General features: G+C 59.8%; 19 protein-coding genes and 3 pseudogenes. 5 read left to right on the forward strand and 17 right to left on the reverse strand.

The window, feature by feature from the left end; all coding sequences use genetic code 11:
• Window positions 1-122: 122 nt before the first annotated feature.
• Window positions 123-1,070: a phospholipase BipL gene (bipL, locus tag AD665_RS01160; RefSeq protein ID WP_053190578.1), complete on the reverse strand. Its 948-nt coding sequence runs from the start codon at window positions 1,068-1,070 to the stop codon at window positions 123-125.
• Between the two features lie 108 nt (window positions 1,071-1,178).
• Here bipL and AD665_RS01165 point away from each other — a divergent pair, with 108 nt between their 5' ends.
• The 3 genes from AD665_RS01165 to AD665_RS01175 all read left to right on the forward strand — a co-directional run bounded on the left by AD665_RS01165 (window position 1,179) and on the right by AD665_RS01175 (window position 4,624).
• On the forward strand, window positions 1,179-1,763 hold the full coding sequence (locus tag AD665_RS01165) for a DUF6436 domain-containing protein (protein ID WP_024780469.1): 585 nt from the start codon (window positions 1,179-1,181) through the stop codon (window positions 1,761-1,763).
• A gap of 9 nt (window positions 1,764-1,772) precedes the next feature.
• Window positions 1,773-4,181 carry a penicillin acylase family protein gene (locus tag AD665_RS01170; RefSeq protein WP_053190580.1) on the forward strand — a complete coding sequence of 803 codons (2,409 nt, stop codon included), beginning with the start codon at window positions 1,773-1,775 and terminating at the stop codon, window positions 4,179-4,181.
• A 101-nt stretch (window positions 4,182-4,282) separates the two neighbouring features.
• Window positions 4,283-4,624, forward strand: a complete 342-nt coding sequence (locus AD665_RS01175; protein WP_024780471.1) for a carboxymuconolactone decarboxylase family protein — start codon at window positions 4,283-4,285, stop codon at window positions 4,622-4,624.
• A 291-nt stretch (window positions 4,625-4,915) separates the two neighbouring features.
• On the opposite strand, the gene AD665_RS01180 is transcribed toward AD665_RS01175, so the two are convergent.
• The 8 genes from AD665_RS01180 to AD665_RS27270 all read right to left on the reverse strand — a co-directional run bounded on the left by AD665_RS01180 (window position 4,916) and on the right by AD665_RS27270 (window position 13,592).
• Window positions 4,916-5,797 (reverse strand): ABC transporter permease subunit, encoded by an 882-nt coding sequence (locus tag AD665_RS01180; RefSeq protein ID WP_024780472.1) that lies wholly within the window; start codon window positions 5,795-5,797, stop codon window positions 4,916-4,918.
• Complete coding sequence (locus AD665_RS01185; protein WP_053190582.1) at window positions 5,794-6,714, reverse strand: ABC transporter permease subunit; 921 nt, start codon at window positions 6,712-6,714, stop codon at window positions 5,794-5,796. The genes AD665_RS01180 and AD665_RS01185 overlap by 4 nt, the downstream gene beginning before the upstream one ends.
• Window positions 6,711-7,853, reverse strand: a complete 1,143-nt coding sequence (locus AD665_RS01190; RefSeq protein WP_024780474.1) for an ABC transporter ATP-binding protein — start codon at window positions 7,851-7,853, stop codon at window positions 6,711-6,713. The genes AD665_RS01185 and AD665_RS01190 overlap by 4 nt, the downstream gene beginning before the upstream one ends.
• Window positions 7,854-7,913: 60 nt before the next feature.
• Window positions 7,914-9,011, reverse strand: coding sequence for a polyamine ABC transporter substrate-binding protein (locus AD665_RS01195; RefSeq protein ID WP_024780475.1), 1,098 nt, complete (start codon window positions 9,009-9,011; stop codon window positions 7,914-7,916).
• Window positions 9,012-9,195: 184 nt separating this feature from the next.
• Window positions 9,196-10,293 (reverse strand): polyamine ABC transporter substrate-binding protein, encoded by a 1,098-nt coding sequence (locus tag AD665_RS01200; RefSeq protein WP_024780476.1) that lies wholly within the window; start codon window positions 10,291-10,293, stop codon window positions 9,196-9,198.
• Window positions 10,294-10,473: 180 nt separating this feature from the next.
• Window positions 10,474-11,838 (reverse strand): aspartate aminotransferase family protein, encoded by a 1,365-nt coding sequence (locus tag AD665_RS01205; protein WP_024780477.1) that lies wholly within the window; start codon window positions 11,836-11,838, stop codon window positions 10,474-10,476.
• Window positions 11,839-11,897: 59 nt separating this feature from the next.
• Window positions 11,898-13,256, reverse strand: coding sequence for a glutamine synthetase family protein (locus AD665_RS01210; RefSeq protein WP_024780478.1), 1,359 nt, complete (start codon window positions 13,254-13,256; stop codon window positions 11,898-11,900).
• 33 nt (window positions 13,257-13,289) lie between these two features.
• Complete coding sequence (locus tag AD665_RS27270; RefSeq protein WP_147460400.1) at window positions 13,290-13,592, reverse strand: hypothetical protein; 303 nt, start codon at window positions 13,590-13,592, stop codon at window positions 13,290-13,292.
• 277 nt (window positions 13,593-13,869) lie between these two features.
• Here AD665_RS27270 and AD665_RS01215 point away from each other — a divergent pair, with 277 nt between their 5' ends.
• Both AD665_RS01215 and AD665_RS01220 read left to right on the forward strand, forming a co-directional pair.
• A complete protein-coding gene (locus AD665_RS01215) occupies window positions 13,870-15,246 on the forward strand; it encodes a glutamine synthetase family protein (RefSeq protein ID WP_024780479.1) in 1,377 nt (458 codons plus the stop codon).
• Between the two features lie 214 nt (window positions 15,247-15,460).
• Window positions 15,461-16,096: a TetR/AcrR family transcriptional regulator gene (locus AD665_RS01220; RefSeq protein ID WP_024780480.1), complete on the forward strand. Its 636-nt coding sequence runs from the start codon at window positions 15,461-15,463 to the stop codon at window positions 16,094-16,096.
• Window positions 16,097-16,238: 142 nt separating this feature from the next.
• On the opposite strand, the gene AD665_RS27720 is transcribed toward AD665_RS01220, so the two are convergent.
• The 8 genes and pseudogenes from AD665_RS27720 to AD665_RS01260 form a co-directional block, all read right to left on the reverse strand.
• A complete protein-coding gene (locus tag AD665_RS27720; protein ID WP_231995011.1) occupies window positions 16,239-16,472 on the reverse strand; it encodes a HipA domain-containing protein in 234 nt (77 codons plus the stop codon).
• Between the two features lie 54 nt (window positions 16,473-16,526).
• Window positions 16,527-16,799, reverse strand: coding sequence for a HipA N-terminal domain-containing protein (locus AD665_RS27725; RefSeq protein ID WP_024780482.1), 273 nt, complete (start codon window positions 16,797-16,799; stop codon window positions 16,527-16,529).
• Window positions 16,799-17,116 (reverse strand): helix-turn-helix domain-containing protein, encoded by a 318-nt coding sequence (locus AD665_RS01235; RefSeq protein ID WP_053190584.1) that lies wholly within the window; start codon window positions 17,114-17,116, stop codon window positions 16,799-16,801. The genes AD665_RS27725 and AD665_RS01235 overlap by 1 nt, the downstream gene beginning before the upstream one ends.
• Window positions 17,117-17,409: 293 nt before the next feature.
• Window positions 17,410-17,625, reverse strand: coding sequence for a TOBE domain-containing protein (locus tag AD665_RS01240; RefSeq protein ID WP_024780485.1), 216 nt, complete (start codon window positions 17,623-17,625; stop codon window positions 17,410-17,412).
• A gap of 25 nt (window positions 17,626-17,650) precedes the next feature.
• Window positions 17,651-18,275, reverse strand: a pseudogene (locus AD665_RS01245) (ATP-binding cassette domain-containing protein).
• A pseudogene (gene ssuC, locus AD665_RS01250) lies at window positions 18,272-19,051 on the reverse strand (aliphatic sulfonate ABC transporter permease SsuC). Before ssuC ends, AD665_RS01245 begins: the two co-directional pseudogenes overlap by 4 nt.
• Before the next feature lie 7 nt (window positions 19,052-19,058).
• A pseudogene (locus AD665_RS01255) lies at window positions 19,059-19,499 on the reverse strand (LLM class oxidoreductase); the annotation flags it as partial.
• Window positions 19,500-19,747: 248 nt separating this feature from the next.
• Window positions 19,748-20,386 carry a peroxiredoxin gene (locus tag AD665_RS01260; RefSeq protein WP_024780487.1) on the reverse strand — a complete coding sequence of 213 codons (639 nt, stop codon included), beginning with the start codon at window positions 20,384-20,386 and terminating at the stop codon, window positions 19,748-19,750.
• Window positions 20,387-20,439: the final 53 nt, after the last annotated feature.

Here is a 20,439-nt window from a genome sequence, read left to right on the forward strand (position 1 = left end):
GCGCCTGAGATTCCGCCATCGCGAGCAGGCTCGCTCCCACAGGGAATCGGGTGTGTACACGGATTTTGTGACCCGCCGAGATTCATTTTGGGAGCGAGCCTGCTCGCGACAGGGCCCTGAAGTCACCGCCGGATCCGGCTCATCCGCTTGGTCAGGAACCCAAACATCTCTTGCCGCATCGCCAGCACTTCATTTGCCAGGTGATGGCGGCCCTGGGGCAGCATCAGTATCTGGGGCCGGTCGAACTTGCTGTGCAGCACTTGCAGATTATGTTTCCAATCCACGGTCATGTCCGCCTGCCCCTGCACGATCAGGGGCCGGCGCGGGCTGCTCGGGGCAGCTTCGATACGCTTGATCCACCGCCCCAATGCACCCACCCAGGCGGTAGGCAGGCGTAGCGGCTGCAGTGGGTCGGCTTGCAGGAACGGCAGGAACTGCGGGTCAGTGGAGTTTTCGCTGAAGCGCCGGGCGATGCCGGTCACGAAGGGCTTGAGCAGGTGATAACTCAGCCGTGACCAGCCCCAGGCCCGAGGGCGCACCAGGGGCGACAACAGGATGACCTGGCCCTGGGCCGGGCTGTTCGCCCCCTGATTAAGCACATGATCGACCACGATTGCGCCGCCGGTGCTTTGCCCACAGAGGTGCCACGGCTGCGGCAGCCCCAGCTTTCCGGCCTCGGCCAGCAAGCCCTGCAATGTGGCCTGGTACTCGGCGAAATCGCCGATGCTGGCGCGTTCGCCGCTGGACAGCCCATGACCTGGCAGGTCACAGGCGATCACCGCAAAATGCTGCTCCAGGCCCCATTCGACCAAGTGCCGGTAGAGTCCCATGTGATCGTAGTAACCGTGAAACACGAATAACGTTGCCACGGCTTTTTCCGGCCACCAGACCTGATCGACCAACTCATATCCATCGATCTCGAAACGTCCAAGCCCCTTGCGCAAGGTCCGCTGGGGAAAATCCAATCCATAGAATTGTTGATAGGCCTGGGCCTGCGCAGACAGCGGCTGCCACTGGTCCAACGGTTGCAGGCTGGCACGCAGATGATCGGGGTCGAAAGTGGCAGGCATCAATATTTCCAGGCAAACGCACAAGGCGCGAAAACAGACTTTGTAGACCTGCGATATTCATCTGTCGCGACAGGCATGGCAAGCTACGCGGCTTCAGAGGATGAATCCATGCGCCAGTCCCACCGCACGACCCTGCTTGCCAGTCTGCTTGCCCTTGGGTGCGCAGTCGTGCTGTGGGTCGCCTACGACTGGTTCCAGGGACGTTTCCTGCGAGCTTTCAGCCAACACACCGCGGTATTTTCCGGCGATCCCCTGCGCCTGCCGCCCGAGCTGGCCGGGCCCGGCCCGATCCGCCTGGTGCACTTCTGGGACCCGGCCTGCCCGTGCAACGTCGGCAATCAGCAACACCTGTCCGAACTGGTCGATAAATACGCACCACAAGGTGTCGAGTTCTATGCGATACAGAAAAGCGGCACTCAAGGCCAGCTACCGACCACGCTGAGCAGCCTCAAGCCGCTTGCAGCATTGCCCGGTTCGGAGCAGATTCCCGCCAGCCCGGCCGTGGCGATATGGAGTCGCACCGGCGAACTGGCCTACTTCGGTCCCTACAGCGAAGGCTTGACCTGCAATTCGAGCAACAGCTTCATCGAGCCGATTCTCGAGGCCTTGAACGTCGGCCGCGCCGTCAATGCAACCCACACACTGGCGGTGGGCTGTTATTGTCAGTGGGGCAAGGACGCATCATCCGAATAAGAGAGCACCATGAAACGCAGCCTCATTGCATTCCTGTCATTGGTCGTCACCGCCATCATCGTCACCGGTGGCTACCTCTACAGCAAGCAGCCCACCCGCCAAGGCACGGTGCAGTTGCAGGGGCTGCAGGGCTCGGTGACCGTGCGCTACGACGAGCGCGGCGTGCCCCATATCCGCGCCGAGAACGAAACCGACCTGTACCGCGCGCTCGGTTATGTCCAAGCCCAGGACCGGTTGTTCCAGATGGAGATCATGCGCCGCCTCGCACGTGGCGAACTCGCCGAGGTACTGGGGCCGAAACTGCTCGACACCGATAAACTGATGCGCAGCCTGCGAATCCGCGAGCGCGCCGCCCGCTACGTGGCGGAACAGGATCCACTATCCCCGTCCTGGATCGCGATGCAGGCTTATCTCGATGGCATCAACCGCTACCAGGGCAGCCACGTCCGTCCGATAGAATTCGATGTGCTGGGCATCCCCAAGCGCCCATTCACCGCAGAAGACACGGTGAGCATCACCGGTTACATGGCCTACAGCTTCGCCGCCGCCTTTCGCACCGAACCACTGCTGACCTACGTACGCGATCAGCTAGGCACTGACTACCTGAGTATCTTCGACCTCGACTGGCAGCCCAAGGGTGCGCTGGGGGAACACCGCAGAACCGCCCTGCCCCTGGCCGACGTCGACTGGAAAGGCCTCGATGCCCTGGCCCGCTTGAGTGATAAGGCCCTGGCCGGAAGCGGCCTGCCACAGTTCGAGGGCAGCAACGCCTGGGCCGTTGCCGGAAGCCACACCCGCAGCGGCAAACCTTTGTTGGCGGGAGACCCGCACATACGCTTTTCCGCCCCCTCGGTGTGGTACGAGGCGCATCTCTCGGCGCCGGGATTCGAACTCTATGGGCACTATCAGGCATTGATGCCGTTTGCGACGCTGGGCATGAACAAGGATTTCGGCTGGAGTATCACCATGTTCCAGAACGACGACCTGGACCTGATTGCCGAGAAGGTCAACCCGAACAACCCCGAACAAGTCTGGTATCGCGACAAGTGGGTCGACATGACCCACAGCGAACAGCAGATCGCGGTAAAAGGCCAGGCACCCGTGACGCTGGTGCTGCGCCAGTCGCCCCACGGCCCGATCGTCAACGATGTGCTCGGCGCCAATGCCGGCCATACACCGATTGCCATGTGGTGGGGTTTCCTGGAAAGCCGCAACCCGATCCTCGAGGCGTTCTACCAGCTCAACCGTGCCGACACACTGGCCAAGGCGCGCGGAGCGTCAGCCAAGATCCATGCACCGGGGCTGAATGTCGTCTGGGCCAATGCCAAGGGGGATATCGGTTGGTGGGCCGCCGCCCAACTGCCCAAGCGACCGGCCGGTGTGAAACCCGGTTTCCTGCTCGACGGCAGCAGCCCTGAGGCGGAGAAGGAAGGTTTCTACCCCTTCAGCAATAACCCCCAGGAGGAGAACCCTGCCCGCGGCTATATCGTATCGGCGAATTTCCAGCCGGTTTCATCCAGCGGTATCGAGATTCCGGGCTACTACAACCTCCCCGACCGTGGGCAGCAACTCAATCTCCAGCTCAGCGACAAACAGGCAAAGTGGGACATCGAAAGCACTCGCAAGCTGCAACTGGGCACCACCACCGCCTATGGCCCGCGCTTGCTGGCGCCTTTGCTGCCAGTGTTGAGAGAAGTGGTCAGCGACCCGCAGGAACGCAAGTGGGTGGAACAACTCGCACAATGGCAGGGCGATTATCCCCTGGATTCCGTCAGCGCCACGCTGTTCAACCAGTTCCTGTTCAACCTCGCGGATGCCGCCCTGCACGATGAACTGGGAGACGGCTTCTTCGACACCGCGCTGTCGACCCGGGTGATCGATGCCGCACTGCCGCGCCTGGCCGCCTCGGTGGATTCGCCCTGGTGGGACAATCGCACGACCCTGAGCAAGGAAACCCGTAGCGACATCGTCAAAACAGCCTGGAGCAAAAGCCTGGCGCACCTGAAGGCCACCTTCGGTGACGATGCCACGCAATGGCAATGGGGCAATGCCCATACCCTCACACACGGGCACCCATTGGGCATGCAAAAACCGTTGGACCGGATTTTCAATGTCGGCCCGTTCGCCGCACCCGGTACCCATGAAGTGCCCAACAATCTTTCCGCCAGGATCGGCCCGGCTCCCTGGCCGGTTACCTACGGCCCGTCCACCCGGCGCATCATCGATTTCGCCGACCCGACCCACAGCGTCACCATCAATCCGGTCGGCCAGAGCGGTGTGCCGTTCGACAAGTATTACGCCGATCAGGCCGAGGCCTACATCGAGGGCTTGTACCACCAGGCGCACTTGGCCGAGGAGGAAGTGACCGCCAACACCCATGACACCCTGAAACTGTTGCCAGCCAGGACCGCGCCCTGAGTCGGACGGCACTCATTTTTTCCGTCACCGACAGGCTTGATCATCATTGTTGGTCAAGACTACAGGGGGTTTTCCCCGTCCCTCACAATGGAGTCATAGCGATGTTCAATAACTGGTCCGAACTGCTGCCCACCATCAAGAGTGCCTTTGGTGCCCTTGGCAAGAGCAACCCGAAGATGGTCAAGGCCTATATGGCCCTGGATGAAGCCGCTGCCGAGAACAACGTGCTCGATGCCAAGACCCGGGAGCTGATTTCCATCGCCGTGGCAATCACGACCCGCTGTGATGGTTGCATCGGCGTACACACCGATGCGGCCATCAAGGCCGGCGCCACCCGCGAAGAAATCGCCGCGACCCTAGCCACTGCGGTGTCATTGAACGCCGGCGCAGCTTACATCTACTCGCTGCGAGCGCTGGAGGCCCATGACACGCTGAAGAAATGAGGGATGGCGTGGCATGTTCATCGACTGGCGCACCGCTATCGTCGGATCGCCGCCCGGAGCAGGCTCGCTCCCATATTTGTTCCGTGGTGAGTCACGGATGTGCGAACAACTATGTGGGAGCGGGCTTGCTCGCGAAGACGGCCTCACAGTCAACCTCTGTGCCCACTGATTCATAGCTTTCGCGAGCAAGCCCGCTCCCACAGTGAATTTGTGGCAGGCCAACGAGCTGTGAGCGACAGAAAACCCTGTGGCGAGAGAGCTTGCTCTCTCGCCACACTGTCACCTTCAGACCTATGCAGCCGCCGCCCGGCGGACTTCCGGCTGCTTCCACGAATCGGCGGCGCTTTCTTCGATGGCTTGCTGGATCGCCCGCTTGCGATTCTCTTCGGCGCGGCGGCTGAAATACCAGACCAGAAAGGTGACCACCGAAACCGCCAGCAGGATCAGGCTGGCCACGGCGTTGATCTCCGGCTTCACGCCCAGTCGCACCGCCGAGAACACTTCCATCGGCAAGGTCGTCGAACCCGGGCCCGACACGAAGCTCGCCAGTACCAGGTCATCCAGGGATAGCGCGAACGACATCATGCCCCCCGCCGCCAGCGACGGCGCAATCATCGGGATAGTGATCAGGATAAACACCTTCCACGGGCGCGCACCGAGGTCCATGGCCGCCTCTTCGATGGACAGGTCCAGCTCACGCAAGCGTGAGGAGACCACCACCGCCACATAGGCTGCGCAGAACGTAGTATGGGCAATCCAGATCGTGACGATGCCACGCTCCTGGGGCCAGCCGATCATCTGCGCCATGGCCACGAACAGCAGCAACAGCGACAGGCCGGTGATCACTTCCGGCATCACCAGCGGCGCGGTGACCAGGCCGCCAAACAGCGTACGTCCCTTGAAGCGGGTGATACGGGTCAGCACGAAGGCCGCCAGTGTACCCAGGGCCACCGCAGCGATTGCCGTATAGCAGGCGATTTCCAGCGAACGCAGCACCGAGCCCATCAACTGGGTGTTATCCAGCAGGCCGACGTACCACTTGATCGACCAGCCGCCCCACACCGTCACCAGCCTCGAGGCGTTGAACGAATAGATCACCAGGATCAGCATCGGCGCATAGATGAACAGCAATCCCAGCACCAGCATCAGGCTTGAAAAACTGAAGCGCTTCATTCCTTGCCCTCCATTTCCTTGGCCTGACTGCGGTTGAACAGGATGATCGGCACAATCAGGATTGCCAGCATCACCACCGCCAGGGCGGACGCCACCGGCCAGTCACGGTTATTGAAGAATTCCTGCCACAGCACTTTACCGATCATCAGGGTTTCCGGGCCGCCCAGCAGTTCCGGGATCACGAACTCGCCCACCACTGGAATGAACACCAGCATGCACCCGGCGATGATGCCGTTCTTGGACAGCGGCACGGTGATTTTCCAGAAGCTGTTGAAGGTACTCGAACCCAGGTCGGAAGCGGCCTCCAGCAGGCTGGGGTCATGTTTGACCAGGTTGGCGTACAACGGCAGGATCATGAACGGCAGATAGGAATAAACCACGCCGATGTAGACCGCCAGGTTGGTGTTGAGTATCTGCAGCGGTTCGTTGATCCAGCCCATGCTCATCAGGAAGCCATTGAGCAGACCGTTGTTGCTGAGAATGCCCATCCACGCGTAGACGCGAATCAGGATCGCGGTCCAGGTCGGCATCATGATCAGCAGTACCAACACCGTCTGCTTATCTTTGCGGGCATTGGCGATGGCATAGGCCATCGGATAACCGATCAGCAGGCACAGCGCGGTGCTGATCAGGGCCATCTTCAACGAGCCCAGGTAAGCGGCGATATACAGCTCGTCCTCGCTGAGCAGCACGTAGTTGGCGAAGTTGAGCAGCAGTTGAAGCTTCTGGTCGACGTAGCTGTAGATCTCGGTGTACGGCGGAATCGCCACGTCGGCTTCAGCGAAGCTGATCTTCAGGACAATGAAGAACGGCAGCATGAAGAACAGGAACAGCCAGAGGAAGGGCACCCCGATGACCAGTTGACGGCCACCGGGCGTTATTCGATCAAGTCGGCGTTTGAATTTGCGCATGTTCATGAGCGAAGCACCACGCCGCTGTCGTCTTCCCACCAGACAAACACCTGATCGCCCCATGTCGGCCGCTGGCCACGGCGCTCGGCGTTGGCGACGAAGGACTGCACCAGCTTGCCGCTCGGCAGCTCGACGTAAAACACCGAGTGCCCGCCCAGGTAGGCGATGTCATGGACCTTGCCGCTGGACCAGTTGTGCTCGCAGGTCGGCTGCTCGACGGTCACCAGCAGTTTTTCCGGGCGAATGGCGTAGGTCACCGACTTGTCCTGCACCGAGGTGCTGATGCCGTGACCCACGTAGATGTTGCGGTCCAGGTCCTTGCAGGTCAGCACCGCGTGGCCTTCAGCGTCGTCTACGACCTCAGTCTCGAAGATGTTGACGTTGCCGATGAACTCGCAGACCAGGCGGCTGGTCGGGGTTTCGTAGATATCGATCGGGCTGCCGATCTGGGCGATCCAGCCCAGATGCATGATCGCGATACGCTCGGCCATGGTCATGGCCTCTTCCTGATCGTGGGTCACCATGACGCACGTCACGCCGACACGCTCGATGATCTCGACCAGCTCAAGCTGCATTTGCGAGCGCAGCTTCTTGTCCAAAGCCCCCATCGGCTCGTCGAGCAGCAACAGCTTCGGACGCTTGGCCAGGGAGCGGGCCAGGGCCACGCGTTGACGCTGGCCGCCGGAGAGCTGGTGCGGCTTGCGCTTGGCGTACTGGCTCATCTGCACCAGCTTGAGCATATCGGCCACGCGGGCATCGATGTCGGCCTTGGGGATCTTGTCCTGTTGCAGGCCGAAGGCGATGTTCTGCGCCACGGTCATGTGCGGGAACAAGGCGTAGGACTGGAACATCATGTTGATCGGCCGCTCATAGGGCGGCATATCGGTGATGTCCTCACCGTCGAGAAAAATACGCCCCTCCGTGGGCCGCTCGAAGCCGGCAAGCATGCGCAGCAAGGTGGATTTGCCCGAACCCGAACCGCCGAGCAAGGCGAAGATTTCGCCTTTCTTGATTTCCAGGGACACATCGTCCACGGCAATCGTCTCGTCGAACTTCTTCGTGACCCGGTCGATTTTGACCAGCACCTGCTTGGGTGTCTGGTCGCCCTCGAGGGCTTTCTTATAGGCGCCGGAGGCAACAGCCATTTACGAAACTCCCACAGAATTTACAGTTCGCCCCGTACGGGCGAACCTTGGTTAGAGCGGTTATTTACCCGACTTGATCCTGGTCCAGCTGCGAGTCATCAGTCGTTGGATCTTGGGCGGCAACTCGGAGTTGACGTAGAGCTTGTCGACAACTGCTTGCGATGGGTAAACCGCTTCGTCGGTACGGACTTTCTGATCCATCAGTTCGCCAGCCTTGGGGTTCGGGTTGGCATAACCGACGGTGTCACTGACCTGGGCGATAACCTCAGGCTTGAGCAGATAGTTGATGAATGCATGGGCTTGCTTGACGTTGGCGGCGTCGCGCGGGATCGCCAGCATGTCGAACCAGAGGTTGCCACCTTCCTTGGGGATCACGTAGGCGATGTCGATACCTTTGTCGGCTTCGCTGGCACGCTCCCGGGCCTGGAAGATGTCGCCGGAGAAACCGGCAGCCACGCAGATCTCGCCATTGGCAAGGTCGGAGATGTACTTGGAGGAGTTGAAGTAAGTCACATAAGGCCGGATCTTGAGGAGCTGGGCCTCAGCCTTCTTGTAGTCCTCGGGGTTTACGCTGTTGGGGTTCAACCCCAGGTAATTGAGCATCGCCGGGATCATCTCGTCACCCGAATCGAGGAACGAGACGCCGCAGCTGGAGAGTTTCTTGATGTTCTCCGGCTCGAACAGCATGGCCCACGAGTCGATCTTGTCGACACCCAGGACCGCCTTGACCTTCTCGACGTTGTAGCCGATACCGTTGGTACCCCACAGGTATGGCACGGCGTATTGGTTGCCCGGGTCGTTACGCTCCAGGCGCTTGAGCAGCACGGGGTCGAGATTGGCATAGTTGGGTAACTGTGCCTTGTCGAGCTTCTGGAAGGCCCCGGCCTTGATCTGCTTGCCGAGGAAGTGGTTGGACGGCACGACCACGTCGTAACCGGTATGACCGGCCAGCAACTTGCCTTCCAGGGTTTCATTGGAATCGAACACGTCGTAGACCGGCTTGATCCCGGTGGCTTTCTCGAAATCCGCCAGGGTGGTCTCGCCGATATAGTCCGACCAGTTATAAATATGCACGGTGGAAGCCGCCTGGACGCCGACTGCGAGCGTCAGGCCTGCACCGACCAGCAAGGCGTTGCGTAACAAAGAAAAGACTGGCACGTGGAGGTCCTCTTAAATAGTCGGGCCCAAGTTGCCCCCGTTGCCTGGCCGCGCTGGGCCCTGCAACAAAACCGGCGCGCAACTTACCCTCGATAAACCGATCCAGCAAAACTTTTAGTTATTTAATTGCTCCTGTTGCCGCCGCCGTGATGACCGCGACAACAGGAAGATGCCTCAGGCCGGTTTATCTACCGGATTTGATCTTGGTCCAGCTGCGGGTCAGAAGCCGCTGGGTGGCCGGCGGCAAGTCGCTGATTGCGTAGAGCTTGGCTTTTACTTCGTCCGACGGATAGATGTTCGGGTCACCGGAGATTTCCTTGTCCACCAACGCCGTGGCAGCCTTGTTGCCGTTCGGGAAGCGCACGTTGTCAGTGATCTCGGCCATGATTTCCGGCTTCATCAGGAAGTTCATGTACTTGTAGGCAGCCTCGACGTTCTCGGCATCCTTTGGAATAGCGACCATGTCGTAGAACGAGCCGGCGCCTTCTTTTGGAATGGCATAGGCCACCTTGACCTTGCCGCCCGCTTCGGCCGCACGGGACTTGGACTGCTCGATATCACCCGAGTAACCCACGGCCACGCAGATGTTGCCGTTGGCCAGATCAGAGATGTACTTGGACGAATGGAAGTAGCTGATCGAAGGACGGATCTTGAGGAACAGGGCCTCTGCGTCAGCCAGTTGTTTCTTGTCCTGGCTGTCGGTCGGGTAACCCAGGTAATGCAATGCCACCGGGATCATTTCGGTCGGCGAATCGAGGAAGCTCACACCGCAGCCCTTGAGCTTGGCAATGTTTTCCGGCTTGAGCAGGGTGTCCCACGAGTCGATCTTGTCGACGCCCAGAGCGGCCTTGACCTTCTCGGGGTTATAGCCGATGCCGATGGTGCCCCACATATAAGGGAAGGCGTGCTGGTTGCCCTTGTCGCTGGCATCGCCCACGGCCTTGAGCAGGTCGGTGTCGAGGTTCTTCCAGTTCGGCAACTTGGACTTGTCCAGTGGCTGGTAGACGCCGGCCTTGATCTGCTTGGCCAGGAAGTTGTTCGACGGGACCACGATGTCATAACCCGACTTGCCGGCCAGCAATTTGGCCTCCAGGGTTTCGTTGCTGTCGAACACGTCGTAGACCACCTTGATCCCCGACTCTTTCTCGAACTTGGCAACCGTGTCCGGTGCGATGTAGTCGGACCAGTTATAGACATGCAGCACTTTATCGTCCGCCTGAACGGCACTCGCCATCACGCCCATCAGGGACATGGCGAGGAGGGTCTTGCCAGCTATCTTCATACCTATTGCCTTCATGGATGATGCTCCAGTTATTCTTTTTAGCCACAGTTCAGCAGCCGGCTCGCGGGCAACCTGAACAACGGTAGTCTGGCAAGTTACAGGGCAGGCTTTCAACACAAGCCCGACCTTTTGTTCAGACTGTGCGAGGCCCTTGGAAGCGCCTCGCACAGAGCCTAGCACTTAGCCTTGCAACGCACTGAGGGTCAGGTCCAGGCACTGCCGTGCCTTGGTCACCAGCTCATCCACCTCGGCCTTGCTGATCACCAGCGGCGGCGCAATGATCATGGTGTCGCCCACGGCACGCATGATCAGCCCGTTATCGAAGCAGAACTGCCGGCAGATCATGCCCACGCCCTTGCCTTCGTAGCGCTGGCGCGTGGCCTTGTCCCGGACCAGTTCGATCGCCCCCAGCAGACCGACACCGCGCACTTCACCCACCAGCGGGTGGTCGTTCAGTTCCCTCAGGCGTTTCTGCAAATAGGGTGCCGTTTCGCTGTGGACCCGCTCGATAATCTTTTCTTCACGCAGGATGCGGATGTTTTCCAGCGCCACCGCAGCGGCCACCGGGTGACCGGAATAGGTGAAACCATGGTTGAAGTCGCCGCCTTCATTGAGCACCTCGACCACATCATCACGCACTATCAGGCCGCCCATGGGGATGTAGCCGGAGGTCAGGCCCTTGGCGATGGTCATCATGTGTGGCTTCAAACCGTAAAAATCGCTACCGAACCACTCACCGGTACGACCGAAACCGCAGATCACTTCGTCAGCCACGAACAGAATGTCGTACTTGGCGAGAATCTCCTTCATGCGTGGCCAGTAGCTGTCCGGCGGGACGATCACGCCGCCTGCGCCCTGGATCGGCTCGGCGATGAAGGCCCCGACGTTGTCAACGCCGATCTCCAGGATCTTCTCTTCCAATTGATTGGCCGCCCACAGCCCGAACTCCTCGGGGCTCATGTTGCCGCCTTCGCCGTACCAGTAAGGCTGGGCGATGTGGACGATGCCCGGAATCGGCAGGTCGCCCTGCTCATGCATATAAGTCATCCCGCCCAGGCTCGCGCCGGCCACGGTGGAACCGTGATAACCGTTCTTGCGGCTGATGATGACTTTCTTGTTCGGCTGCCCCTTGATCGCCCAGTAGTGGCGGACCATGCGCAGCATGGTGTCGTTGCCTTCTGAGCCGGAACCGGTGAAGAACACATGGTTCATGCCTTCAGGGGCAATATCGGCAATGGCTTTGGACAATTCCAGCGCCGGCGGGTGGGCGGTCTGGAAGAACAGGTTGTAGTACGGTAACTCGCGCATCTGCCGGCTGGCGGCATCGGCCAATTCATCGCGCCCATAGCCGACGGCCACGCACCAGAGGCCGGCCATGCCATCGAGAATCTTGTTACCTTCACTGTCCCAGAGATAGACACCCTTGGCGCGAGTGATGATGCGCGGGCCTTTCTCTTTGAGCTGCTTGAAATCGCTGAACGGGGCCAGGTGATGATCGCTGCTCAGGGCCTGCCACTCACGGGTTTGCGGGTTGTTGCGGGTCATGCGAATTCTCCTTTATATCGGTGGGGGCGAGGCTGCCGAAGGCAACCCCACCCGGCGCCTCAGACGGCAAAGAGCAGGAATTCCCGCTCCCACGAACTGATGACGCGCTTGAAGTTTTCATGCTCGGCCCGCTTGACTGCGACATAGCCTGTGATGAATTTCTTGCCCAGGTATTTCTCGATGGTGCTGCTGTTTTCCATTCGCTCCAGGGCGTCTTCGATGGTCAACGGGAGGCGCAGGTTGCGACGCTCGTAACCGCGGCCCACCACAGGTGCGCTCGGGTTGATGCCTTCGACCATGCCGATGAATCCGCACAACAGGCTGGCGGCGATCGCCAGGTACGGGTTGGCGTCGGCACCCGGCAGGCGGTTTTCCACCCGACGGTTCTGCGGTCCGGCATCCGGCACCCGCAGACCCACGGTACGGTTCTCTTCACCCCACTCCACGTTCACCGGCGCTGACGTATCCGGCAGGAAGCGGCGGAACGAGTTGACGTTAGGGGCGAACAGCGGCAGCAGCTCGGGAATGAATTTCTGCAGGCCACCGATGTGGTGCAGGAACAGCTCGCTCATGGTCCCGTCTTCATTGGAGAAGACGTTCTTGCCGGTCTCCTTGTCGATGATGCTCTGGTGCAGGTGCATCGCACTGCCCGGCTCGCCGGTCATGGGCTTGGCCATGAAGGTAGCGGCTACGTTGTGCTTGAGCGCCGCCTCGCGCATGGTGCGCTTGAACACCAGGATCTGATCGGCCAGGGACAGGGCATCGCCGTGACGGAAATTGATTTCCATCTGCGCCGTACCGTCCTCGTGAATCAGGGTATCGAGGTCCAGCTCCTGCAATTCGCACCAGTCGTAGACGTCTTCGAACAGCGGGTCGAATTCGTTGGCCGCCTCAATGGAGAAAGATTGGCGTCCGGTTTCCGGGCGACCGGAACGGCCTACCGGCGGTTGCAGCGGGAAGTCCGGGTCGTCGCTACGCTTGGTCAGGTAGAACTCCATTTCCGGCGCCACGATCGGCTGCCAGCCCTTATCGGCATAGAGTTTGAGCACCTTCTTGAGCACGTTGCGCGGCGACAGCTCGATGGGGTTGCCCTGTTTGTCGTAGGAATCGTGGATCACCTGAGCGGTGGGCTCGATGGCCCAGGGCACGAGGAACACTGCGTTTTCGTCCGGGCGGCACATCATGTCGATGTCGGCAGGGTCGAGCAGTTCGTAATAGATGTCGTCTTCGACATAGTCGCCCGTAACGGTCTGGAGCAGGACGCTCTCGGGCAGGCGCATGCCTTTTTCGGCAATGAACTTGTTGGTCGGTGAGATCTTGCCCCGGGTGATACCGGTCAGATCGCCAATCATGCATTCGACTTCTGTGATCTTATGGTTTTTCAACCAATCGGTGAGCTGGTCGAGGTTGTTACTCATAAATGCCTCTAGGCGTGAGTTTCCTGACTGCGTTCAGTAGCCAGGCGTTGTTTGACGCATCGGCGTCGCATTGTGTTGCCCTTGCCCGACAATCAGCCGGAAAGGTTCTAAAGTTGAAGGAGAGCCGCTAAAGAGAAATTCGTCCAGAGCGTCCAGAATATTGGACGATGATGACGACTGATACGCCGGGAGCGACATCAGCATGGGCAAGCGCTTGGCGGCCGTCGTCGTGGCCGGGGAGCAGATGCCATCACTGATGCGATGAGCATTGCGACGAGCGTGCCAACCGATCTGCTGGAACAGTTGGTGAGGCCGTTGGTACGGCAGGCGAGACATGAAGCACCCCGGTATTATTGCTGTTATGGGTTTGAATCGAGCTTAGCCTTGTTCATTTTTTTACACAACACCCCCGTAAAAAATACAACACGGCCCGCTCAAGCTTGCGGGCGCCAAGTCCCTCAAAGGAAAAAAACGCCCCAAACTGCCTCAAAAAAGCCTCGCAAGTGCTTTTTTAGGGCAAAAAAGGCCCTGCTTGACTTCGGCATGCCGTTCGGGTTGACTGGCTTTCGAAGAGATCAATGATTGATATTTTTAACAACAAAGGTGTTGCATCATGTCGGTACCCCCGCGTGCCGTTCAGCTTAACGAAGCGAACGCGTTCCTTAAGGAACATCCTGAGGTTCTGTACGTTGACCTTCTGATTGCGGATATGAATGGTGTGGTGCGCGGCAAGCGCATCGAACGCACCAGCCTCCACAAGGTTTACGAGAAAGGCATCAACCTGCCGGCCTCCCTGTTTGCCCTGGATATCAATGGCTCGACGGTGGAAAGCACCGGCCTGGGCCTGGACATCGGCGATGCCGATCGGATCTGCTATCCAATCCCGGGCACCCTTTCCAACGAACCCTGGCAGAAGCGCCCTACCGCGCAACTGCTGATGACCATGCACGAACTGGAAGGAGAGCCGTTCTTCGCTGACCCTCGCGAAGTCCTGCGCCAGGTCGTGACCAAGTTCGACGAGCTGGGCCTGACCATCTGCGCGGCATTCGAGCTGGAGTTCTACCTGATCGACCAGGAGAACGTGAATGGACGTCCACAACCGCCCCGTTCACCTATCTCCGGTAAACGCCCGCACTCGACCCAGGTCTACCTGATCGACGACCTGGACGAATACGTCGACTGCCTCCAGGACATCCTGGAAGGTGCCAAGGAGCAGGGCATTCCCGCCGACGCCATTGTCAAGGAAAGTGCCCCGGCGCAGTTCGAGGTGAACCTGCACCATGTGGCCGACCCGATCAAGGCTTGCGACTACGCGGTATTGCTCAAGCGCCTGATCAAGAACATCGCCTACGACCATGAAATGGACACCACCTTCATGGCCAAGCCGTATCCGGGCCAGGCAGGCAACGGTCTGCACGTTCACATTTCGATTCTGGACAAGGATGGCAAGAATATCTTTGCCAGCGAGGATCCCGAGCAGAACGCCGCGCTGCGTCACGCGATCGGCGGTGTGCTCGAGACCCTGCCCGCGCAGATGGCGTTCCTCTGCCCGAACGTGAACTCCTACCGTCGTTTCGGCGCGCAGTTCTATGTGCCGAACTCGCCGACCTGGGGCCTGGACAACCGCACCGTGGCCCTGCGCGTGCCCACCGGCTCCGCCGACGCCGTACGCCTGGAACACCGCGTGGCGGGTGCCGATGCCAACCCATATCTGCTGATGGCCGCCGTGCTGGCGGGCGTGCATCATGGCTTGGTCAACAAGATCGAGCCGGGCGCACCGGTGGAAGGCAACAGCTACGAGCAGAACGAGCAAAGCCTGCCGAACAACCTGCGCGATGCCCTGCGCGAGCTGGACGACAGCGAAGTCATGGCCAAGTACATCGATCCGAAGTACATCGATATCTTCGTGGCCTGCAAGGAAAGCGAGCTGGAAGAGTTCGAGCACTCCATCTCCGACCTTGAGTACAACTGGTACCTGCATACCGTTTAAGCGGTTGCAGTAATGAGAAACGCCGCCGCCCTCAGGGCCGCGGCGTTTTTTATGGCCATTGTGGCGAGGGGATTTATCCCCGCTGGGCTGCGCAGCGGCCCCAGAAAAGAAGGGCCGCTTCGCGCCCCAGCGGGGATAAATCCCCTCGCCACAAAAGCGTATGGATCATCGGCCTGCTCTGCGTACAATGCGCGCAGCCCTGCAGGAGAGCCCCATGACACGCACCGCCACCCCTCGCAAACCTCGCGCACGCAGCCAGGCCCGGATCGACTCGATCCTCGATGCCGCCCGCACGCTGCTGGCGGCGGAAGGCGTGGCCAGCCTGTCGATCTACAGCGTGGCCGAGCGCGCCGACATCCCGCCCTCCTCCGTGTATCACTTTTTCGCCAGCGTTCCAGCCCTGCTCGAAGCGCTCACTGCTGACGTCCACGCCGCCTTCCGCGCCTGCCTCCAGGCACCGATCGATCACGACGCGCTGCACCATTGGCACGATCTGTCGCGGTTGGTGGAACAGCGCATGCTGACGATCTACGATCAGGACGCCGCCGCCCGCCAGTTGATCCTGGCCCAGCATGGGCTGACCGAAGTCACCCAGGCCGACCGCCAGCACGACCTCGAACTCAGTGATCTGATGCACAAAGTCTTCTCCCGGCATTTCGAACTGCCGACACTGCCCAATGACGTCGACGTCTTCGCCCTCGCCATGGAGCTGGGCGACCGGGTCTACGCCCGCTCGGTGCAACAACACGGCCAGATCACCCCGCGCATGGCCGAAGAAGGCATGCGAGTGTTCGATGCGTACCTGGGGTTGTACCTGCCGCCGTACCTGCCCAAGCGCGAAGTGGTCTGATCTCAGACTTTCATACGCATGGCGCCCATTGCGCCTAGAGCGAGATCCAGCTCGGCGCCATTCAGGTGGCAACCGTAATGGGCGCCAAGCTCATCTTCCCACCCGATCACTTCGTCCAGGACATTGGCTGCCTGCTCGGGCGTCAGGCGAAGTGCTTACAGTGGCTGAGCAGGTTTTCGCGGGTGATGGCTCGTCCACTCCGACCGACCGCCATCGAAAGATAGGGCGGCGAAGAACCATCGAGTCCTGGCACCACGTCGTACATCGGCGCCAACCGCCATCGCCCTTCGAGCCAAAGGATTGCATGGTTTTTCGGATGATCGTCGTCATTGCCAACCAACGCGTTAAAACACATGCGCTTGAATAGCTCACGCAAGTCGTCATCCGGAACGCCCCGTCGCTTCATTTCATTCGAAATACCCGACAGGGCTCAGATCCGTTCGATGAAGGTCCCGCAAAACGCGCTCCCCCAACTATCAGGCATTGCATCGTTGATGAAACCCGGTACGCCACGGTTAGCGGTGATGCCAACAAAGGGTTGGACACGAAGTGGATAACGGATCGGGTCAGGTACCCAGACATGGCCGGCGACATAATCGGGGTCGTAAATAAACTCCCCTTGACCATTGTCGATGCTCAACCGGCCCAGTGTATGAACCTCTCCAGTTTCGGGATCTTCCACATAGATGTAAGCCCTGGACATCAAAAGTCCCCCTTGCCACCGGCCAGCCGCACGCGGGCTTTGTGTGGTGCTTGAACGGACGCAAGGGATGAGGCTTCGATTTGCTGGCGGCTCTGAAACACTTCCTGGGTCAACCCCAATTGCCACAGAACCAGCATGAATGATCGCAATTCCACGGACGGGTCACCGGCCTCAATCTTGCGTACCGTCCTTTCCGAAACGGCCAATGACGCGGCGAGATCTTTTTGTCGCTGTCGGTTTTGCAGGCGCCTGCTTTTTACCAATACTCCAATGGCGTGGAGGCTGTCGGCACAGTCAATAGGGAAAAACTCATTCATAAACGGCGCTCAGAGGCTGCTAAGGCATGCTAAAGCGAACTATAGCACCGCTTAAATGCAATAGACGTTAAAGAAGCTCAGGGATTAACATCCTTATAAGTCTCTTTACCCAATATAAAGTGCATTTAAATACCTTTTATAATCATTCCTACGCTCTGCCTGGGAACGGAGCCAGAGACGCTCCGAGCCCCAAAGACTCGAACACAGAGTGTCCGTAGGGGCACTCCCAAACCAGAGCGTGGGAGCGAGCCCCAAAAGGCCAACGCCGTTCGGGGCATCGGGTGATGCACCGCTCACAATTTGGCGATAGACACCTCAGTGGATTTGACGAAGGCGATCACTTCGCTGCCGATCGCCAGTTCCAGCTCTTTGACCGAACGGGTGGTGATGACCGAGGTGACGATGCCGGAGGCGGTCTGGACGTCGATTTCCGAGAGTACGTCGCCTTCGACGATTTCCTTGATGATGCCTTTGAACTGGTTACGCACGTTGATGGCTTTGATGGTCATGGTGTCGATTCCTATCTGGGTGGTGTTATTGCGCCCAACGCAGTTGCGTGGGCAAGGGTGAAACGGGTTCGGGTTCCGGCGGTTGGCCGGGCAGGGACAGCACGCGGTTGAGGACTTCGGTCTCCAGGGTCGCCAGGCGATGGGAGCCGCGAACCCGCGGGCGTGGCAGGTCGATGGGCAAGTCGAGACCGATCCGGCCGTCTTCGATCAGGATCACCCGGTCGGCGATTGCCACCGCTTCGCTGACGTCGTGGGTCACCAGCAGCACGGTCGGCCAGACCGACGGCGTCCAGCGCCTGTAACGCCTGGACTCGCCAGTTGCCTTTGAGCCCCAGGCCGACGTTGTCGATGACCTTTTTCCAAGGCAACAGGCGCGCTTCCTGGAACATCAAGCGGGTGTCCTGTTGCGCAGCGCTCAACGGCGCCGAGCCTGCCAGCAGTTGACCATCCGAGGGCTGATCTAGACCGGCCAACAAACGCAACAAGGTGCTTTTACCGCAGCCGCTGCGACCGACCACTGCCACGAATTGTCCGGCCGGGATGTGCAGGTCGATGTCCCGCAGCACTTGGCGCGAGCCGAAGGTTCTCTGCAGTTTGCGCACCGCCAGCGGAATGCCTCGCAACAGGCGCGGGGGTTGTTGGGCGGTCATGGGGCATTCCCCTTGTTCACCTGATACGCCGGATGCCAGCGTAGCCAGACTCGCTCAAGCCCGCGGGCCGCAAGGTCGGCCAGCTTGCCGAGTACGGCGTACAACAGAATCGCCAACACCACCACGTCAGTCTGCAGGAACTCCCGGGCGTTCATCGCCAGGTAGCCGATGCCGGAGCTGGCGGAGATGGTTTCCGCAACGATGAGCGTCAACCACATGAAACCCAACGCAGACCGTACCCCCACCAGGATCGAAGGCAACGCGCCGGGCAGGATCACCTGGCGAAACAGATTGAAGCCGGACAAACCGCAGCTGCGGGACATTTCCACCAGCGCCGGATCGACATTGCGGATGCCGTGGTAGGTGTTGAGGTAGATCGGAAACAGCGTGCCAAGCGCCACCAGGAAAATCTTCGCCGACTCATCGATGCCGAACCACAAGATCACCAACGGAATCAACGCCAGGTGCGGCACGTTTCGCACCATCTGCACCGAACTGTCCAGCAGGCGCTCACCCCATTTCGACAGACCGGTGATAAAGCCCAGCACCAGCCCGATACTCCCGCCGAGCAGGAAACCAACCGTCGCCCGCCAACCGCTGATCGCCAGGTGGGTCCAGATCTCCCCGCTGACCAGATTGACCCCGGCCTCGATCACGGCCACCGGAGCAGGCAGGATTCGCGTGGACAACTATCCCGCCGATACCGACAGTTGCCACACGGCCAGCAACAGCAGCGGCAGTGCCCAGGGTGTCAGGTTGTGGATAAGTTTCTTCATGGCCGCCTCAGCTCTGGGATGCGGCTTTGGGGAGGATGTCATTGGCGACCATTTCCCCGAACGGGCTCACATAGCCCTGGCTTTTCGGCTGCTCCGGGCGCTCCACGTCCAGGTGTGGAAACAACAGCTCCGCCACGCGATACGACTCTTCGAGGTGTGGATAACCGGAGAAAATAAAGGCGTCGATCCCTAGTTCAGCGTATTCCTTGACCCGCGCCGCCACCGTCGGGCCATCGCCCACCAGCGCTGTACCGGCACCGCCACGCACCAGCCCGACGCCGGCCCAGAGGTTGGGGCTGACTTCCAGCTTGTCACGCCGCCCCCCATGCAGCGCGGCCATGCGTTGCTGGCCCACCGAGTCGAAGCGCGCCAGGGAAGCCTGAGCGCGGGCGATGGTGTCGTCGTCCAGATGGGAGATCAACCGATTGGCGGCCTGCCAAGCTCGCTGGATGGGTCAAACCATAGCAGGGGCCTTTATATATCCATAAATCATATTTATTCATTTATTTATTCAATATAGAAATATGCAGGCATTTCTTTTTCAAAGCATAAAAAAGGCCGTCGAAACGGCAAAAACCCTTGGTGCATGGAGAACCTGTGGGAGCGAGCCTGCTCGCGATAGCGGCGTGTCAGTCAGCATGAATATGGCTGATCTATGGCTATCGCGAGCAGGCTCGCTCCCACAAAGGTTTTGCGTCAGCGATTAGGCTGCGGAGTAAGGCGCAAGTACGGCTTCACCGCACGATATCCTTTGGGGAAACGCTGTTTGAGTTCTTCTTCATCCTTGAGCGACGGCACGATCACTACCTCATCACCGTCCTGCCAGTTGGCCGGCGTGGCAACCTTATAGTTGTCGGTCAACTGCAAGGAATCGATCACCCGCAGGATTTCATTGAAGTTGCGCCCGGTGCTGGCCGGATAGGTAATGGTCAGGCGAATCTTCTTGTTCGGGTCGATCACGAACAGTGAACGCACGGTCAAGGTATCGCTGGCATTGGGGTGGATCAGGTCGTACAGGTCCGACACCTTGCGATCGGCGTCAGCCAGGATCGGGAAGTTGACGACGGTATTCTGGGTTTCGTTGATGTCGTCGATCCATTTGTGGTGCGAGTCCACCGGGTCGACCGAGAGAGCAATGGCCTTGACGCCGCGCTTGGCGAATTCATCCTTGAGCTTGGCGGTGAGGCCCAGCTCGGTGGTGCAGACCGGCGTAAAGTCCGCCGGGTGAGAAAACAGCACACCCCAGCTGTTGCCGAGCCACTCGTGGAAGCGGATTTTGCCGGCGCTGGATTCCTGTTCGAAGTCGGGGGCGATGTCGCCCAGTCTGAGGCTCATGGTACGGCTCCTGGATGAGATCTTGTGGAGCCTGACTGTGCCTCGGTTGTGGC

The sequence above is a fragment of the Pseudomonas corrugata genome (genome assembly GCF_001269905.1).
Classification (GTDB): Bacteria; Pseudomonadota; Gammaproteobacteria; order Pseudomonadales; family Pseudomonadaceae; genus Aquipseudomonas; species Aquipseudomonas corrugata.

Bases quoted from the DNA above. Each gene is read 5' to 3' on its own strand.
- AD665_RS01190 (WP_024780474.1), bottom strand. From the start codon at position 7,853: ATGGCTGTTGCCTCCGGCGCCTATAAGAAAGCCCTCGAGGGCGACCAG.
- AD665_RS01260 (WP_024780487.1), bottom strand. From the start codon at position 20,386: ATGAGCCTCAGACTGGGCGACATCGCCCCCGACTTCGAACAGGAATCC.
- AD665_RS01165 (WP_024780469.1), top strand. From the start codon at position 1,179: ATGCGCCAGTCCCACCGCACGACCCTGCTTGCCAGTCTGCTTGCCCTT.
- AD665_RS01240 (WP_024780485.1), bottom strand. From the start codon at position 17,625: ATGACCATCAAAGCCATCAACGTGCGTAACCAGTTCAAAGGCATCATC.
- AD665_RS01170 (WP_053190580.1), top strand. From the start codon at position 1,773: ATGAAACGCAGCCTCATTGCATTCCTGTCATTGGTCGTCACCGCCATC.
- AD665_RS01185 (WP_053190582.1), bottom strand. From the start codon at position 6,714: ATGAACATGCGCAAATTCAAACGCCGACTTGATCGAATAACGCCCGGT.
- AD665_RS01220 (WP_024780480.1), top strand. From the start codon at position 15,461: ATGACACGCACCGCCACCCCTCGCAAACCTCGCGCACGCAGCCAGGCC.
- AD665_RS27725 (WP_024780482.1), bottom strand. From the start codon at position 16,799: ATGTCCAGGGCTTACATCTATGTGGAAGATCCCGAAACTGGAGAGGTT.
- AD665_RS01235 (WP_053190584.1), bottom strand. From the start codon at position 17,116: ATGAATGAGTTTTTCCCTATTGACTGTGCCGACAGCCTCCACGCCATT.
- AD665_RS01205 (WP_024780477.1), bottom strand. From the start codon at position 11,838: ATGACCCGCAACAACCCGCAAACCCGTGAGTGGCAGGCCCTGAGCAGC.
- AD665_RS01175 (WP_024780471.1), top strand. From the start codon at position 4,283: ATGTTCAATAACTGGTCCGAACTGCTGCCCACCATCAAGAGTGCCTTT.
- AD665_RS01200 (WP_024780476.1), bottom strand. From the start codon at position 10,293: ATGAAGATAGCTGGCAAGACCCTCCTCGCCATGTCCCTGATGGGCGTG.
- AD665_RS01215 (WP_024780479.1), top strand. From the start codon at position 13,870: ATGTCGGTACCCCCGCGTGCCGTTCAGCTTAACGAAGCGAACGCGTTC.
- AD665_RS01210 (WP_024780478.1), bottom strand. From the start codon at position 13,256: ATGAGTAACAACCTCGACCAGCTCACCGATTGGTTGAAAAACCATAAG.
- AD665_RS27270 (WP_147460400.1), bottom strand. From the start codon at position 13,592: ATGTCTCGCCTGCCGTACCAACGGCCTCACCAACTGTTCCAGCAGATC.
- bipL (WP_053190578.1), bottom strand. From the start codon at position 1,070: ATGCCTGCCACTTTCGACCCCGATCATCTGCGTGCCAGCCTGCAACCG.
- AD665_RS01180 (WP_024780472.1), bottom strand. From the start codon at position 5,797: ATGAAGCGCTTCAGTTTTTCAAGCCTGATGCTGGTGCTGGGATTGCTG.